The sequence below is a fragment of the uncultured Sphingomonas sp. genome (assembly GCF_913777625.1).
Classification (GTDB): domain Bacteria; phylum Pseudomonadota; class Alphaproteobacteria; order Sphingomonadales; family Sphingomonadaceae; genus Sphingomonas.
On the sequence record NZ_CAJYTI010000018.1, the window covers coordinates 1 to 15,114 of the forward strand.

Annotated in this window: 12 protein-coding genes; 5 read left to right on the top strand and 7 right to left on the bottom strand. The window is 67.3% G+C overall.

Features of this window, described 5'->3' with window-relative positions:
- A partial coding sequence (locus tag QZ814_RS09630) for an STAS domain-containing protein (RefSeq protein WP_294331384.1) occupies positions 1–277 on the bottom strand: 277 nt, incomplete at its 3' end.
- A 305-nt stretch (positions 278–582) separates the two neighbouring features.
- Between QZ814_RS09630 and QZ814_RS09635 the strand changes: the two genes are divergently transcribed.
- The gene (locus tag QZ814_RS09635; RefSeq protein ID WP_294331385.1) at positions 583–2,454 is read left to right on the top strand and encodes an ABC-F family ATP-binding cassette domain-containing protein; all 1,872 of its coding nucleotides are present in this window, start codon (positions 583–585) and stop codon (positions 2,452–2,454) included.
- Between the two features lie 9 nt (positions 2,455–2,463).
- Here QZ814_RS09635 and QZ814_RS09640 read toward each other — a convergent pair whose 3' ends face one another.
- Together QZ814_RS09640 and QZ814_RS09645 are read right to left on the bottom strand one after the other, a co-directional pair.
- The gene (locus QZ814_RS09640) at positions 2,464–3,006 is read right to left on the bottom strand and encodes a hypothetical protein (protein ID WP_294331387.1); all 543 of its coding nucleotides are present in this window, start codon (positions 3,004–3,006) and stop codon (positions 2,464–2,466) included.
- Positions 3,003–4,217: a glycosyl hydrolase family 28 protein gene (locus QZ814_RS09645; protein ID WP_294331389.1), complete on the bottom strand. Its 1,215-nt coding sequence runs from the start codon at positions 4,215–4,217 to the stop codon at positions 3,003–3,005. Before QZ814_RS09645 ends, QZ814_RS09640 begins: the two co-directional genes overlap by 4 nt.
- Before the next feature lie 252 nt (positions 4,218–4,469).
- On the opposite strand from QZ814_RS09645, the gene QZ814_RS09650 reads away from it, so the two are divergent.
- From QZ814_RS09650 to alr, 3 genes are all read left to right on the top strand, one after another.
- Entirely contained in the window at positions 4,470–5,048 is a 579-nt protein-coding gene (locus QZ814_RS09650) for a 2OG-Fe(II) oxygenase (protein ID WP_294331390.1), read from the top strand.
- A 69-nt stretch (positions 5,049–5,117) separates the two neighbouring features.
- On the top strand, positions 5,118–6,704 hold the full coding sequence (locus QZ814_RS09655) for an MFS transporter (RefSeq protein ID WP_294331393.1): 1,587 nt from the start codon (positions 5,118–5,120) through the stop codon (positions 6,702–6,704).
- A gap of 10 nt (positions 6,705–6,714) precedes the next feature.
- Positions 6,715–7,740 (top strand): alanine racemase, encoded by a 1,026-nt coding sequence (gene alr / locus QZ814_RS09660; protein WP_294331395.1) that lies wholly within the window; start codon positions 6,715–6,717, stop codon positions 7,738–7,740.
- On the opposite strand, the gene QZ814_RS09665 is transcribed toward alr, so the two are convergent.
- The 4 genes from QZ814_RS09665 to QZ814_RS09680 all read right to left on the bottom strand — a co-directional run bounded on the left by QZ814_RS09665 (position 7,741) and on the right by QZ814_RS09680 (position 14,277).
- A complete protein-coding gene (locus QZ814_RS09665) occupies positions 7,741–8,646 on the bottom strand; it encodes a 2OG-Fe(II) oxygenase (RefSeq protein WP_294331398.1) in 906 nt (301 codons plus the stop codon).
- 80 nt (positions 8,647–8,726) lie between these two features.
- Positions 8,727–11,825 carry a TonB-dependent receptor gene (locus QZ814_RS09670; protein WP_294331401.1) on the bottom strand — a complete coding sequence of 1,033 codons (3,099 nt, stop codon included), beginning with the start codon at positions 11,823–11,825 and terminating at the stop codon, positions 8,727–8,729.
- A gap of 257 nt (positions 11,826–12,082) precedes the next feature.
- Positions 12,083–13,258 (bottom strand): acetyl-CoA C-acetyltransferase, encoded by a 1,176-nt coding sequence (locus tag QZ814_RS09675; RefSeq protein ID WP_294331404.1) that lies wholly within the window; start codon positions 13,256–13,258, stop codon positions 12,083–12,085.
- Positions 13,259–13,284: 26 nt separating this feature from the next.
- On the bottom strand, positions 13,285–14,277 hold the full coding sequence (locus QZ814_RS09680) for an alpha/beta fold hydrolase (RefSeq protein WP_294331407.1): 993 nt from the start codon (positions 14,275–14,277) through the stop codon (positions 13,285–13,287).
- 89 nt (positions 14,278–14,366) lie between these two features.
- On the opposite strand from QZ814_RS09680, the gene phaR reads away from it, so the two are divergent.
- Positions 14,367–14,945: a polyhydroxyalkanoate synthesis repressor PhaR gene (gene phaR, locus QZ814_RS09685; protein WP_294331410.1), complete on the top strand. Its 579-nt coding sequence runs from the start codon at positions 14,367–14,369 to the stop codon at positions 14,943–14,945.
- Positions 14,946–15,114 lie beyond the last annotated feature (169 nt).

Genomic DNA, 15,114 nt, shown 5'->3' on the forward strand with positions numbered 1-15,114 from the left:
AGTCGAGATCTTGGGGGCTGGGCGCGGCGAGGAACCCCGCACGTTCGAGCAGCGCGACCACCGCCGCAGGCGCAGGACCGCCCAGACGAACCTCCCGACCCGCCTCGGCCGCCGCTACCCGCAGGGCGTGAATCGACTGAACCAAGCTCAAGTCGGCTTCGGTTACCGCGCTGACGTCTATAATGATGGGACCGGAATCGCTTATTTTTTCTATGCATTGCTGGCGAAGTTCAGCCGCATTACGCAATGTAGCGGATGTTCCGGCGTGCAGATCCATTTGCGTTAATCCTTCAGCAACATTTTCACGTGCGACCGAAAAGGCGCACCTTGGCGGTTCTGGATCCAACCGCGACATCGGAATTATAGGCAGAAATACGCAGGAAGATTCTGTTCGGCTTGCAAAAAAATCTGCATATCTGCTGAGCTATTGGCGCGATCCGCGGACGCAGAAGGGCGGTCGGAACCGATGCCCTGCAAAAATTCATGGTTACGCAGCTATTTACCGTGTTTCATTGGCTGGGGCATGCGGCTGCTACCGGTGGCTGGTCCTGCGGCCTCGTATCGGCTAGGCGCTGGCCGATCATGCTCAACCTGACCGACATCACGGTGCGCCTGGGCGGGCGCACGATTATCGACGCCGCCACCGCCAAGCTGCCGCCGCGCGGCCGTATCGGCCTGATCGGCCGCAACGGCGCCGGCAAGTCGACGCTGGTGAAGGTCATCGCCAGCCAGCTCGAACCGGATGGCGGCAGCGTCGACATGCCGCGCGGCGCCAAGCTCGGCTATATCGCGCAGGAAGCCCCCGGCGGCAGCGCGACGCCGTTCGAAACGGTGCTCGCCGCCGATGTCGAGCGTGCCGCGCTGCTGGAAGAGAGCGAGACCAGCCACGACCCCGATCGCATCGGCGAGATCCACGAGCGGCTGATCGCGATCGACGCGCACGCCGCGCCCTCGCGCGCGGCGCGAATCCTCGTCGGCCTCGGCTTCGACGAGGAGATGCAGCACCGCGAGCTGGAAAGCTTCTCGGGCGGCTGGCGGATGCGCGTGGCGCTGGCCAGCCTGCTCTTCTCGCAGCCCGACCTGCTGCTGCTCGACGAACCGTCGAACCACCTCGATCTCGAAGCGGTGCTGTGGCTGGAGGACTTCCTGAAGTCCTATCCGGCGACGATCCTGCTGGTCAGCCACGAGCGCGACTTCCTCAACAACGTCGTCGATCACATCCTGCACCTCGAGCGTGGCAAGCTGACGCTGTATCCGGGCGGATATGACGCGTTCGAGCGCCAGCGCGCCGAGCGCCAGGCCCAGCTCGCCGCCGCCCGCGCCAAGCAGCAGGCCGAGCGCGAGAAGCTGCAGGACTATATCGCCCGCAACTCGGCGCGCGCCTCCACCGCCAAGCAGGCGCAGAGCCGCCAGAAGGCGCTGGCGCGCATGCAGCCGATCGCCGAGCTGGTCGACGATCCCTCGCTCAGCTTCGACTTCCCCAATCCGGACGAGCTGCGCCCGCCGCTGATCACGCTCGACATGGCCAGCGTCGGCTATGGCGACACGCCGATCCTCCAGCGGCTCAACCTGCGCATCGATCCCGACGATCGCATCGCGCTGCTCGGCCGCAACGGCAACGGCAAGACCACGCTGGCGCGCCTGCTCGCCGCGCAGCTGACGCCGATGGACGGCGCGATCAATGCCAGCGGCAAGATGAAGGTGGGATACTTCACCCAGTATCAGGTGGAGGAGCTCGACCGCGACGATACGCCGCTGCAGCACATGACGCGCAACATGAGCGGTGCCAGCCCCAGCGCGGTGCGCGCGCAGCTCGGCCGCTTCGGCTTCTCCGGCGACAAGGCGACCACCAAGGTCGGCAAGCTTTCGGGCGGCGAGCGCGCGCGGCTCGCGCTGGCGCTGATCACCCGCGACGCGCCGCATCTGCTGATCCTCGACGAGCCGACCAACCACCTCGATGTCGATGCGCGCGAGGCGCTGATCCAGGCGCTCAACGGCTATACCGGCACCGTCGTCGTGGTCAGCCATGACCGCCACATGCTCGAGATGACCGCGGATCGGCTGGTGCTGGTCGACCAGGGGACCGCGCGCGAGTTCGACGGCAGCCTCGACGATTATATCGCCTTCGTGCTCTCGAAGGATTCGAACGGGAGCAAGGGCGGGGCGTCCAAGGCCGATCGCAAGGAAGCGCGCCGCGCCGCCGCCGAGGCCCGCGAGAAGGGCACCGCGCTGCGCAAGGCGGCCAAGGCGGCGGAGACCGAACTCGCCCGGTTGCAGGCGCAGCTTTCGGCGCTGGAAAAGGCGATGTTCGATCCGTCGACCGCCGAGCCGGCACTGGCCAAGCTCACGATGACCGATCTGATGAAGCGCCGCGCCGACATCGCGGAGAAGATCGAGGCGGCGGAACTCGCCTGGATGGAAGCGAGCGAGGCGCTGGAGGGGATTGCGGGCTGAGCCCAGGGCTCAGCCCGCCAGTCCTTCCTGAGCATAGAAGGCGGCCAGCGCGCGGGGAGCGCAGCGCCACCTTGGGCAGTGCCGCCTCCGCGAAGATCGCAGCGTAGCGCCGCCGGTTTCGGCGGCTGGGCCCGGCGATGTGGTGCAGCATCGCCCAGCGAACGCGGTCGCGCGCGCCCTCGAGCGTGCCGGCGCGATTCCGCTCGAACCAGCAGCGGCGGACATAGCGGAACAGGCTGGTCGGCGCTTGACGTCGAGCAGGCTCAGCCCGGTTGCGCGGGTCAGGCGCTGCGGGAGCAGGCGCGTGTAATTGCCCTCCATCACCCAGCGGTCGGCGGCGATCGCTGGATCGTGCGTTGCGAGGAAGTCCTTGGCGGGACGCGGCACCCATTCGGTACCGGGCAGGTGGTGGAGCTGGTCGAGATGCACTACTGGCAGCGCCTGCCTCCGCCCGATCGCCACGCCCAGCGTCGACTTCCCGCTGCCCGAGGGCCCCAGGATGCAGATGCGTGGGCCGAGTGCGGCGAGGTCGGTCGGAGCCGCCAGGGTCATGGCGCGCCCGGGCTGGGCATGGGCTCCCAGCGGCTGGCAGGGCAGCGACTGCCGCCGGTATCGGGCGCCGCGACAAGCCCCGGCGGGACGGGCACTGCGCCGTTGGGTCCGATCGTCAGCGCGGCGAATTCGGTCTGCCACACGGCCACCGGGTCGAACCGGACGCCGTCCAGCAGCGCCTCGATCGGGTGGCCGGTGTCATGACCGCGCACGATCAGCGTGCCGCCGTCGCCCTCGATGTTGCGCAGCACGATGTCGCGATAGACGGGGATCGACAGGCCGACTGCCTTGCGATCATAGCGGGTGTCGAACTCGATCGGCCGCTTGACCCCGCGCAGACAGACATCCTCGTAGACGATGCCGCGCACCAGCCCGCCGCGGCTGGTGTCGCTCTTGATCCGCAGCCCCGAGCTGGTGCCCTCGAAGCTCACCCGGCGGACGAGCACGTCGCTCACCCCGGCATTGGTCTCGCTGCCGATCGACACGCCGTGGCCGGCGAAGAAATGGCTGTCGAGGATCGAGACATGGCGGGTCGGGCCCTTGCCCGCCTTGATCGCGATATTGTCGTCGCCGGTGTGGATGAAGGACCGGGCGATCGTCACGTCCTGCGCGGCGCCGGGATCGATGCCGTCGGTGTTGCGCGCGTCCGCCGGCGTGTCGATGCGGACGCCCCAGAAGGTGGCGCCCTCGACATGGTTCATCGCGACATGGAAGTTGGCGGCGTTGCGCAGCGTGATGCGGTAGAAGGTGATGTCCCGCGCATCGTCGATCTCGATCAGGCGCGGGTTGTTCTGCTTGCCGCCTTCGCGCTGGGCACGCCGGGCGAGCTGCCACCAGGTCTCGCCGCCATGGCCGGGGATGGCGGCCTCGCCGCGCCCCTCCACCACGCCGTCGCCGACCAGGCCGCCGCCATGCGTGCCGAGGAAGCTCAGGAACGGGCGGCAGCCCTTGCCCTTGGCGTCGATCCGGCCGCACTCGCCGTTCAGGTCATAGGCGGCGGCATCGGGCGTCGCGGCGAGCACGGCGCCGGTATCGACCCACAGCGTCACCCCCGACTTCATCAGGAGCGGGCCGCTTTCGAAGCGCCGCGCGGCGCCGGCGGGGACCAGCCGCACCGCAGCGCCGGCACGGCAATGGTCGATCGCGGCCTGGAGTCGGCGGGTATCGCTGCCGGGCATCGCATCCGGCGCGGCGGCGAGCGTCGCGCACATTTGCGTCGGCAAGCTGGGCTCGGATATCGTGCGGCGATCCTGTGCCGCGGCCGGCGCAGCGGACCAGCAGCCCAGGAGAATCGCCGGGATCAACAGGCCGCGTAGTGTCGCCATCTGGGGATACTTTCTCGTTTCGCCGATGCCCTTGTACCGCCGCGTTGCCTGCTCTCAAGGCCCCCGACTGTCCAAGGCGCGTTAACCATTGTAGGCTAGAGCCAGCCCGGCCGTATGGCATGTGCGAGGGAGCGTCCGTTGAGTACCATCGTCATTGTCGATCGCTTCCTGGGCGACTCGCGGCGCCAGCAGATCTGGGACTATCTCGACCAGCCCGGCTGGAAGCACGGCGCCTATTCGGCCAGCGGGCCCGATGCGCCGCGCTATTTCTACAAGCATTTCGCCGGCTATCAGCAGCATGGGCTGGAGGATCGCGACGCCAACGCGATCGCCGACGAGCTGGCGATGACCGCGCCGCCGATCGCCGAGGTGTGGCAGGAATTGCTGCGCAAGCCGCTGCGCCACCAGCTCCTCTCGCGCTGCTATGCCAACCGGATGCCGAGCGGCGTCGGCGGCGGGGTACATCTCGATTCCAACCTCAAGGAACACCTGACCGCCATCTATTACCCGCAGGCCAAGTGGAACGCCGATCATGGCGGGGAAACATTGTTCTTCAATCGCGCGGCCACCGAGGTGATCAAGGCGGTGGTGCCCCGGCCCGATCGGCTGGTGATCTTTCCCGGCAACATCCCCCATGCGGCACGGCCCATCTATGGCGGCGCGGAGAATGCCGCACGCATCACGCTGATGTTCAAGACGCTCGGCCGGCGCGCATAATCGCCGCCGTGCCGGCTCGACCGCCTCGCCAAATCCTGTAGAAACGCGGGGCGAGGGGAGAAGGTCTAAATGAGCGATACGGTGTGCGAACCCAGCGCGGGCGAGATGCGGATGGTGATCGGCGCCTCGTCGCTGGGGACGGTCTTCGAATGGTATGATTTCTTCATCTGGGGAACGCTGACTGCCACCGGCATCCTCGGCCGCACCTTCTTCCCCTCGGGCAACGAGACGCTGGCGACCCTGCTGTCCTGGGCGACCTTCGCGGTCGGCTTCGGCTTCCGGCCGCTGGGCGCGGTGCTGTTCGGCTTTCTGGGCGACCGGATGGGGCGCAAATACACCTTTCTCGTCACCATCGCGGTCATGGGGCTGGCGACCGCGGGCATCGGCCTGATCCCCGGCTATGCCGAGATCGGCATCACCGCGCCGCTGCTGATTCTCGCGCTCCGCGTGGCGCAGGGGCTGGCGCTGGGCGGCGAATATGGCGGCGCGGCGATCTATGTCGCCGAGCATTCGCCGCCGGGTCGCGCCGGCTTCCATACCAGCTTCATCCAGGCGAGCGTGGTCGGCGGATTCATCCTCAGCCTTGTCGTGGTGCTGCTGTTCAAGCTGGGCTTTGCCAGCGTGTGGGACGCCTGGGGCTGGCGGCTGCCGTTCCTCTTCTCGCTGGTGCTGCTCGCCATTTCGCTGTGGATGCGGCTCAAGCTGTCCGAAAGCCCGGTGTTCAAGGCGATGAAGGAAGCCGGCGAGACCTCGGGCAACCCGTTCCTCGAAAGCTTCACCTATCCGGGTAACAAGAAGCGGCTGTTCGTCGCGCTGTTCGGTATCGCCGCGGGGCTGACCGTGGTGTGGTACACCTCGATGTTCTCGGTGCTGTCGTTCCTGTCCGGCCCGATGCGGATGGACCAGACCGCGGCGCAGCTGATCACCGGCGCGGGCGCGGTGATCGGCGTCGGCTTCTTCGTGCTGTTCGGCAAGCTTTCGGACAAGGTCGGACGCAAGCCGCCGATCGTGTTCGGCTATGCGCTGACCCTGATCCTGCTGTTTCCCTGCTTCTACGTGATCGCCAGCGCCGCCAATCCGGGGCTGGCCAAGGCAGCGCTACGCGAGCCGGTGATCGTTGCCGGGCCGAAGTGCAGCTATGATCCGTTCACGCTCAACCAGCGCGACGAATGCGGCCGCATCCTCGACCATCTCTCCAAGCTGGGCGTGCTCTACAAGACGGCCAAGGCGCCCAGCGTCGTGGTCACGATCGGCGGCCAGGTCGTGCCGAAGAGCGAACCCGCCGCGGTGGAGGCGGCGCTGAAGGAAGCGGGCTACCATTTCGAACGGATCATGCCGGGTCCCGTCGACATCGCGATGATCCTGGTGGCGATGACCGTGCTGATGGCGCTGTGTGGCGCCACCTTCGGACCGGTGGCGGCGCTGCTCAGCGAGATGTTCCCCAGCCGCATCCGCTATTCGTCGATGTCGATCCCCTATCATATCGGTACCGGCTATTTTGGCGGATTCCTGCCGTTCATCAGCCAGTATATCGTCGCGCGTACCGGCAATCCCTTTGCCGGGCTGTGGTACACCTTGGCCGTGGTGGCGATGGCGCTGCTGGTAACGATGCTCGGCCTGCGCGAGACGGTGGCGCCGCGCGACCGCGCGCGCTAACCGCAGGGGCATGACCACTGCCCCGCTTCGCCTCCGCCTCGACGCCGCCGCCCTTGTCGCCAACTGGCGCCTGCTCGCGCGGCTGAGCGGCACGGCGGCGTGCGGCGCGGCGGTGAAGGCGAACGGCTATGGCCTGGGCGCGCGCGGCGTGGTGCAGCGGCTGGCGGCGGCGGGGTGCCGCGACTTCTTCGTAGCCAGCTGGGCCGAGGCGCGCGACCTGGCCGATCTCGGCGTCACGGTGTCGGTGCTGCACGGCCTGCGCGCGGAGGATCTGGCCGATCGTCCGCCTCATGTTCGGCCGGTGCTCGGCACCCCGGAGCAGGTGCAGCGTTGGCGCGAGGCTGGCGGCGGGGCGTGCGACGTGATGGTCGACACCGGCATGAACCGGCTGGGCGTCTCGCCCGCACAGGTGGCGGCGGGGCTGCTCGATGGTCTCGCGATCGAGACGCTGATGAGCCATCTCGTATCGGCCGACGAAGAGGTCGATCTCAACGCCCGCCAGCTGCACGCCTTCGCAGCGCTGGCGGGGCACAGCTCCGCCCGGCGGCTCAGCCTGGCCAACAGCAGCGGCCTCGCGCTGGGTGCGGACTATCATTTCGACCTCACGCGCCCCGGCATCGCGTTGTACGGCGGGCGCCAGCGCGCGCCCCATGCCGGCATCGCGCAGGTCGTGACGCCGGAGGCGCAGATCCTCCAGCGCCGCCGCGTCACCGCCGGCGAGACGATCGGCTACAACGCCACCTATACCGCGCCGCGCGACATGGAGGTGGCGATCCTCAACCTCGGCTATGCCGATGGCTATCTGCGCTGCTTCTCGAACAAGGGGCGGGCGCTGGCGGGCGATGCCGTTCTGCCGGTGGTGGGCCGCGTCTCGATGGATCTCACCGCGATCTGCGTGGATGCCGCGCCCACCTTGGCCGAAGGGGATTGGGTGTCGATGGCCTATGACCTGCCGGAGACGGCGGCGCTGAGCGGCCTGTCGCAATATGAACTGATTACCGGGCTGGGTGCGCGGTTTGATCGGGTGTGGGCCTGATCAGCCGACGGGATTCCACACATCGTAGCGGTCGGCGCGGATCCAGCGCGTCGCCACCCATTTCGTGCCGCGCGTGACGGGCAGCCCGGCATGTCGGGCAACCGGATCGGGGCGGCCATCGGGGAGCGTGTTGGCGAACAGCAGCAGGTCGCCGGCGCGCGGCGCGACGTCCAGTTCCAGATCCGGAAACGCCGTTGCGCCGCCCCCATAGCCGTCGTTGAGGTACAGGAGCGCCGTGAGGATCCGCTGGTTGCGCGTCTGCGGCAGAGCGTCGGAATGCAGCCGATATTGCTGGCCGGGCGCGTAGCGCAGTATGTTGAGCGGCTCGCCCTGCTCGGTACGCGTGCCGCTGGCGGCCGCGATGCGCCGGAGCAGCGCCTGGACGACGAGATCCTCGCGCGTCGGCCCCAACACGGCGGTGTCGGACGTGCGGATCGGGTGCGCGATCAACGCCCCCGTCACCGGATGCGCAACCATGGCGGGGGCAAGGAGATCCTGTGCGGCGGCCGCGAGGTGGGCGCATTCTTCGGCGGACGCAAAGCCGGGATAGCGGCATATCTCCGGGGACTCGCAGAGCCGCTCGGGCGGGCCCATCGTCGCGGGCATGCCATCGTCCCGCAGCGTCATCCGCTGCAGCAGGGCCATCTGCCGCGCGGCGGCGTCGTTCCGCGGCGCGAGCGCTTCGAGGAGACGCAGGGCATGCCCCCAATCGGCGGGTGCTCCGCTGCCGTTGGCGACGAGCGCGATCTCCATCGTGGCGGCGTCCTGCTGGCCCTGTGCGGCGGCGTCACGCAGGAGTGCGCGCGCCCTGCCCAGATCGCGCGGCACGGTGCTGCCGACCAGATGCTGGATGGCACTCTCCAGCAGGGCGTCTGCATCGCCGTGCCCGCGGTTTACCAAGGTCATGCCGTTCCTTATCGCGCGCGGCGGGCAAAAGAAAAGGGCCGGCGAAACCGCCGGCCCTCCCTTTGTGCGCTTGGTTCGGATCAGAACTTGGCGACGAACCCGACATAGCCGTAGCGGCCACGCGTGTCGTAGATGCCCGAGCCGCCACCGGTGCCGGTCAGGCCGAACGGCGGGAAGCGGTTCCCGATATTGTCCATGCCGACATACAGGTTGAAGCGGTCGTTCACGTCCACGTCGACGCGGGCGCTGTGGTAGAACACGCTCGGATACTTGCGGATCGAAGCATAGTCCGCGTTTTCCGGCGGGCGGCCCTGGAGCGAGTTATAGTCCTCGTAGGTGTTGAGGTACATCTTGTCGATCCAGTGCAGCTGGTAGCCGAAGGTCACCCGGCCCAGCTTCACGCTCGCGTTCAGGTCGAACTCGTTCTCGGGATCGCCCAGCTCGCCCAGGATCCGGTCGATACGGGTCGGATCGGCCGGGTTGGTGAAGTTGTCGCGCTGCAGGGTGCGGGTATAGATGCCCTGCATGCTGACCGTGCCCCAGTCGAACTTGTGGCGATAGGTCAGGTTGGTGTCGATACCGCGCGCCTTGAGGCGCGCGAAGTTCAGGGTCGACTGGAGCAGCGAGCCTTCCAGGATCTGGAAGGGGATTTCGCCGCGCGGGCCGCCGCTGGCACCGGCGCGCTTGAACAGGCCGCAGAACGGATTGTTCAGCGTGGCCTGGTCATAGCACTGGTTGACGATGGTCTGCGCACCGACCGACGAAATCACGTTCTCGACGTTGATGTCGTAATAGTCGACGCTGAGCGACAGGCCCGGGATGAAGCGCGGCTCGAACTGGCCACCGATGGTGTAGCTGGTCGAGGTTTCCTGCTTCAGGTTCGGGTTACCGCCGCTGACGATCTGCAGCGACTGGACATAGACGAAGTCATAGCCTGCCGGCGCACCGGCTGCCGCGCAGTTCGCAGCGCGCGTCGACGAACCGGTCGCGATGTTACGCGCCGAGCAAGGATCGACGAGGCCAGGCGCGAAGTTCTGGCTCTGTGCCGAGTAGAGCTCCGACAGGTTCGGCGCACGGACCGACCGCGAATAGGTCGCGCGGAAGCGCAGATCGCGGATCGGCGCCCAGTTGATGCCGGCGTCCCAGGCGAACACGGTGCCGGTCTTGCCCTTGTAGTTGGCGACACGGCCCGAGCCCTTGAGGGTCAGATCGTGGAAGAACGGGGTGTTGCGAAGGATCGGCACGCTGAGCTCGCCGAACGCTTCCTTCACTTCGAAGGCGGGTGCCTTGAACTCAGGGATGGCGTTGTAGAAGGCGTAGCCGGCCTGGGTCAGGTCATCGAGATCATAATAGTTGGTCTCGCGACGATATTCCGCGCCGACCGAGAAGGCGACCGGGCCGCCCGGCAGTTCGAACAGCTGGCTGAGGTCGCCCGAGACGTAGCCGGACGCCACGAACTGGGTGATCTTGCCGGTCGCCGTCGATGCCATCGTCAGATAGTTGCGCGCTGCCTGGGACGACGAATTGTCGCCGAACGGGTTGAGCGGAACGCACGCGGCGACGTCCTGTGCCAGGATCGTGGCGTTGGCGACCGTGCCAACCCGTGCCGCCGGGTCGATCTGCGAGCGGCAGACGATGTTGCCGGTCGCCGGATCGCGGACGCTATCCATCGCCAGCAGGTAGCGCTGGGTGTTGATATTGCCCTGGATGACGTTGTTTTCTTTGTGTTCGCCATAGTTGACCGAAACTTCATAGTTCCAGTCGTCGTTGAAGTCGCCACGCACGCCGCCGACGATGCGGTAGGTCTCGCGGGTGATCTTCTCGTCGCGGATACCGAATTCGACCCAGTTCTTGCGGAGCGAGAAGCGCGTCGCGTTCGTGGGCGTCACGCCGCCGGCGCGGAGCTGCTGCTCGATGACCGCGCGGGCCTGGGCGGTCAGATACGGGTTGTCGAGACGCGGGCGCTCACGGTTGCTCGGCGCCGGATCGCCGATGGTGGTGCCCTGCGAGAAGAACGGACCGCTGGTCGAACCGAAGGCGCGGGTGCGCACATATTTGGCCTCGAAGAACGGGACCAGCGCCGGCGAGATCTCGAAATGCCCCAGCGCGTTGACCGAAATGCGCTCGAGATCGGGCGACAGGGTCAGCAGCTTGCCTTCGCGGCCAGAATAGCCGTTGCCGCCGATGAAGCTGCCGTTCGGCCCGATGCCGACGCGGGTGCCGGTCTGCGGGATCAGCGTGCCGTCCGGCTGGAACAGGAAGGCGCAGGTGAAGGTCGCATTCGAGTTCTGGTCGCGGCCGCAGGCGCCGGTCGGGCTGGTGAAGCCGAGCTGGCCGCCGGTCGAGATCGTCGACGAACGAATGTCGCGGAAGAACTGGCGGTCGAACACGCCGTCCGAGCCGTTCGGCGTGCCGGCGGGATCGGTGTCGACGACGACGAAGCCGTCGTTCTGGCGCAGGTTCGGACGGTTCGAACCGTAATAGGGCGAGGAATGGGCATATTCGACGTTGAGTGCGACATTGCCGCGGCCCTCGGCGAAATTCTTGCCGCCGAGGATGGAGACATACTGGTTGCCGGCGTCCTTGTAGTCGACATTGGCGCCGGCCTGGCCGCGTACCTGCAGACCGTCATAGTTCTGCTTCAGGACGAAGTTCACCACGCCCGCGATCGCGTCCGAACCGTAGATCGACGACTGGCCGCCGGTGATCACGTCCACCGACTGGATGAGGTCGGTCGGGATCGTGTTCACGTCCGGCGAGACGCCGTTGACGAGGATGTCACCCGCAACGTGGCGGCGGCCATTGACCAGCACGAGCGTACGCGACGTGCCAAGGCCGCGAAGATCGAGCAGGTTGAGGCCGCGCGTGCCGAGGAAGCGGGTGGAGTTCTGCTGGCTGTAGGTGTTGCGCAGCTGCGGCAGGTCGTTGAGTACGTCGCCCACCGACACGCGGCCGGTTTCGAAGAACTGGTCCCCGGTGACGGTGGTGATCGGCGAGACCGATTCCTGATTCGGCTGACGGATGCGCGAGCCGGTGACCAGGATGCCTTCATTGGCCTCTTCGGTCTTCTGCTCGGTCTGGGTGCTGTTGTCCGTAGCGGTTTGCGCGAAAGCGGCCTGGCTCGCGAGAACCGTTGCGGTCGCGAGCGCGGTTGCCCCGAGCAGCTTCGAGAATTTCATGGGGTGCCCCTTTTTTATGTCTGATGCCGCAACGTTCTGGCGAGACACGGGAGCAGGGCAAGGCTAATATTAACAGGGCATGACTTTTGGTGTCAGGATGTTGCGCAAATGCGACACATTCCTGTTGATTGTGTCTGAATATTGCTGGCGGGCCAGGCGCTGCCCATTGGTCGGGCGCCCACGGCCCGGCGCACGAAAAAGGGCCGCCGCTTACGCGACGGCCCGGTCCCTCGGCGGAGCTGTCGACGCGCTCGTCGTCAATCCCGCTCGACACACAGCGCGATGCCCATGCCGCCGCCGATGCACAGCGTGGCGAGGCCCTTCTTCGCGTCGCGCTTGCCCATTTCATGGATCAGCGTGGTGAGGATGCGCGCGCCCGAGGCGCCGATCGGGTGACCGATCGCGATGGCGCCGCCGTTGACGTTCACCTTGTCGGCATCCCAGCCCAGCTCCTTGCCGACCGACAGTGCCTGCGCGGCGAAGGCTTCGTTCGCCTCGATCAGATCGAGGTCGCCCACGGTCCAACCGGCCTTTTCGAGTGCCTTGCGACTGGCGGTGACCGGCCCGATACCCATCACCGACGGATCGACACCGGTGCTCGCCCAGCTCTTGATCGTCGCGAGAATCGGTGCACCGCGCTTCTCGGCTTCCTCGCGGCTCATCAGCACCAGCGCGGCAGCGCCGTCGTTCAGGCCCGAGGCGTTGGCGGCGGTGACGCTGCCGTCCTTCTTGAACGCCGGGCGCAGGCCGGCCACGCTCTCCACCGTCGCACCGGCGCGGATATATTCGTCGTCGGCGACGATCGTCTCGCCCTTGCGGGTCTTCACGGTCACCGGCGCGATCTCGTCCTTGAAGCGGCCTTCGGCGCGGGCCTTTTCGGCCAGGTTCTGCGAGCGCACCGCGAATTCGTCCTGCTCGCCGCGGGTCACCTGATATTGTTCGGCGAGGTTCTCCGCCGTGATGCCCATGTGATAGCCGTTGAACACGTCGGTCAGGCCGTCCTTGATCATCGTGTCGACTAGGCTCAGATCGCCCATCTTGGTGCCCGGGCGCAGCGACTGGGCGTGCGGGCTCATCGACATCGACTCCTGGCCGCCCGCGACGATGATCGTCGCGTCGCCGTTGCGGATTGACTGGAAGCCGAGCGCCACCGCGCGGAGACCGGAGCCGCAGACCTGCTGGACGCTCCACGCCGGTACTTCCTTGGGTACGCCGGCGTTCATCGATGCCTGGCGGGCCGGGTTCTGCCCCTGCGCGGCGGTGAGCACCTGGCCGAGAATGACTTCGGAGACTTCCTCGCCCTTCACGCCGGCGTCGGCCAGCGCGGCTTCGATCGCGATGCGGCCCAGCTCGTGCGCGGGGGTGGCGGCGAAGGCACCGAGAAAGCTGCCCACCGGGGTACGCTTGGCGGCGGTGATCACGACGTCGGTCATGCTGGTCTCCTGGGTGTGTTTGGCGGCTATCTAGTGCGGCGCAGCGTGCTTAGCCAGTGGGCAAGCGGTTCCCAAACCGCCTTCCGCGCGCGACCGCCGACGATCATGCCGACATGGCCGAGCGCCATCTCGCGCACCTCGCCCAGACGGGCGGCACTCGCCGCCGGCACGATGCGATCGGTGGTGGAGACGAGCGACAGCATCGGCAGGTTCAGCGTCTCGGGCCGCGCGGTGGTGCCCGCTACTCGCCACCGCCCGCTGCCGGGCAGGTCGGCGGAGAGGAAATCGTCGAACAGCTGGCGGCCCGCACCGAAGCTCAGCGGCGCGCCGGCATTGGCCCAATCCTCCAGCGCAATGAACGCGCGTGCCTCGGGATCCCGGGCAGGCAGTCGGCCGAAGCGCTCATATTTGAGGATCGTGCGGCGCGGGTCGAGCTGCCAGAAGCCGGCCTGCAGCACCTCCATCGGCACCAGACCCAGCCGCTCGCAGGTGGGATAGGCCTGGTCCCAAAGTGCCGCAAAGCCTTCCAGCGCTGCGCCATAGCCGGCAAAATGCCAGGGCGCCGCGATCGTCACCAGTCCGGCGGCCTCCGTCGCCTGCGCTGCGGCGATCGCCATCGTGCCGCCGAGGCAATAGCCGGCCAACACCGGCGGTCGGCGCAGCTGGCGGAGCAACGGGAGCAGCAATTGCTCGACATGGCCGTTCACATCCAGCGCCGCGTCCTCGGGCGGCGGACTGCCCCAGTCTACCAGCAGCGGTCGCACGCCCTGGCGCGACAGCCAGCGCAGCAGCGAATTACCGCGGGCGAGATCGAGGACCAGCGGCGGATTGATCAGCGAAGGAACGAAGACGACCGGCTGCCCGTGGCCGCCATAATCCCGCAGCACGGCACGGCCGGCCCGGGCGACAACCGGTTTTTCGGGACGCGGGGCAGGGCGGGGTGCACGCTGATAGGCGGCCAGTCCGGCGAGTGCCGCTGCTCGTTTTTCCGGCGATGCTGCCGTTTCGTTGCGCAGCATTGCAAGAAAAAGCGGCAAAGGGCGCGGTCCGTGTTGCGGCGCGTCAGAAACTGTAGTTAGGTGCGCATCTGTCACGCGCGGGGTTCCCCATGAAGAAAGCTGCACCCGGAAGCGGTCCGGTCATCATCAAGAAGTACGCGAACCGTCGGCTCTACAACACCGAGACTTCGTCCTACATCACGCTCGAGCATCTCGCAGCGATGACGCGCGAAGGCCGCGACTTCAAGGTGGTCGACGCCAAGACCGAGGAAGACATCACCCACAACGTCCTCACCCAGATCATCATGGAGGAGGAAGCCCGCGGGCAGACGATGCTGCCGGTGAATTTCCTGCGCCAGCTGATCGCGCTGTACGGCGACTCGATGCAGGCGATGGTGCCGGGCTATCTCGAAGCGTCGATGGACAGCTTCCGCCGCAACCAGGAACAGTTCAAGTCGGCGGTCGAAGGGGCGTTCGCGCATTCGCCGTTCGCGGAGATCGCCAAGCGCAACATGGCGATGTTTGAGGCCGCGGCGCAGGCGTTCAAGCCGGGCGCGCAGGGCGGGATGCCGGGGGCGGCTGCGCCTTCCGCGGCGCCGGCGGCCGGTGTCGGGTCGAGCAAGGATGACGAGATCGCGGCGTTGAAGGCGGAACTCGCCAAGCTGCAAGACAAGGTTGCGAAGCTCTAGGCGTCGCCAGCGGAATTGGCGCGCCAACTCCGCGTCGCGGGCGACGCTACGGCCGGCGGGGCGAGGCCCCGGCCGACGGCGCGGCTTTGCTGCGGCGTGTTTCAATCCCTCTAAATCCTCCCCGGAACGGGGAGGGGGACCAGCCGAAGGCTGGTGGTGGGGCTGGCGG

Coding starts and splice junctions, on each gene's coding strand:
- phaR (WP_294331410.1), top strand. CDS start 14,367: ATGAAGAAAGCTGCACCCGGAAGCGGTCCGGTCATCATCAAGAAGTAC.
- QZ814_RS09635 (WP_294331385.1), top strand. CDS start 583: ATGCTCAACCTGACCGACATCACGGTGCGCCTGGGCGGGCGCACGATT.
- QZ814_RS09645 (WP_294331389.1), bottom strand. CDS start 4,217: ATGTGCGCGACGCTCGCCGCCGCGCCGGATGCGATGCCCGGCAGCGAT.
- QZ814_RS09655 (WP_294331393.1), top strand. CDS start 5,118: ATGAGCGATACGGTGTGCGAACCCAGCGCGGGCGAGATGCGGATGGTG.
- alr (WP_294331395.1), top strand. CDS start 6,715: ATGACCACTGCCCCGCTTCGCCTCCGCCTCGACGCCGCCGCCCTTGTC.
- QZ814_RS09680 (WP_294331407.1), bottom strand. CDS start 14,277: ATGCTGCGCAACGAAACGGCAGCATCGCCGGAAAAACGAGCAGCGGCA.
- QZ814_RS09675 (WP_294331404.1), bottom strand. CDS start 13,258: ATGACCGACGTCGTGATCACCGCCGCCAAGCGTACCCCGGTGGGCAGC.
- QZ814_RS09670 (WP_294331401.1), bottom strand. CDS start 11,825: ATGAAATTCTCGAAGCTGCTCGGGGCAACCGCGCTCGCGACCGCAACG.
- QZ814_RS09640 (WP_294331387.1), bottom strand. CDS start 3,006: ATGACCCTGGCGGCTCCGACCGACCTCGCCGCACTCGGCCCACGCATC.
- QZ814_RS09665 (WP_294331398.1), bottom strand. CDS start 8,646: ATGACCTTGGTAAACCGCGGGCACGGCGATGCAGACGCCCTGCTGGAG.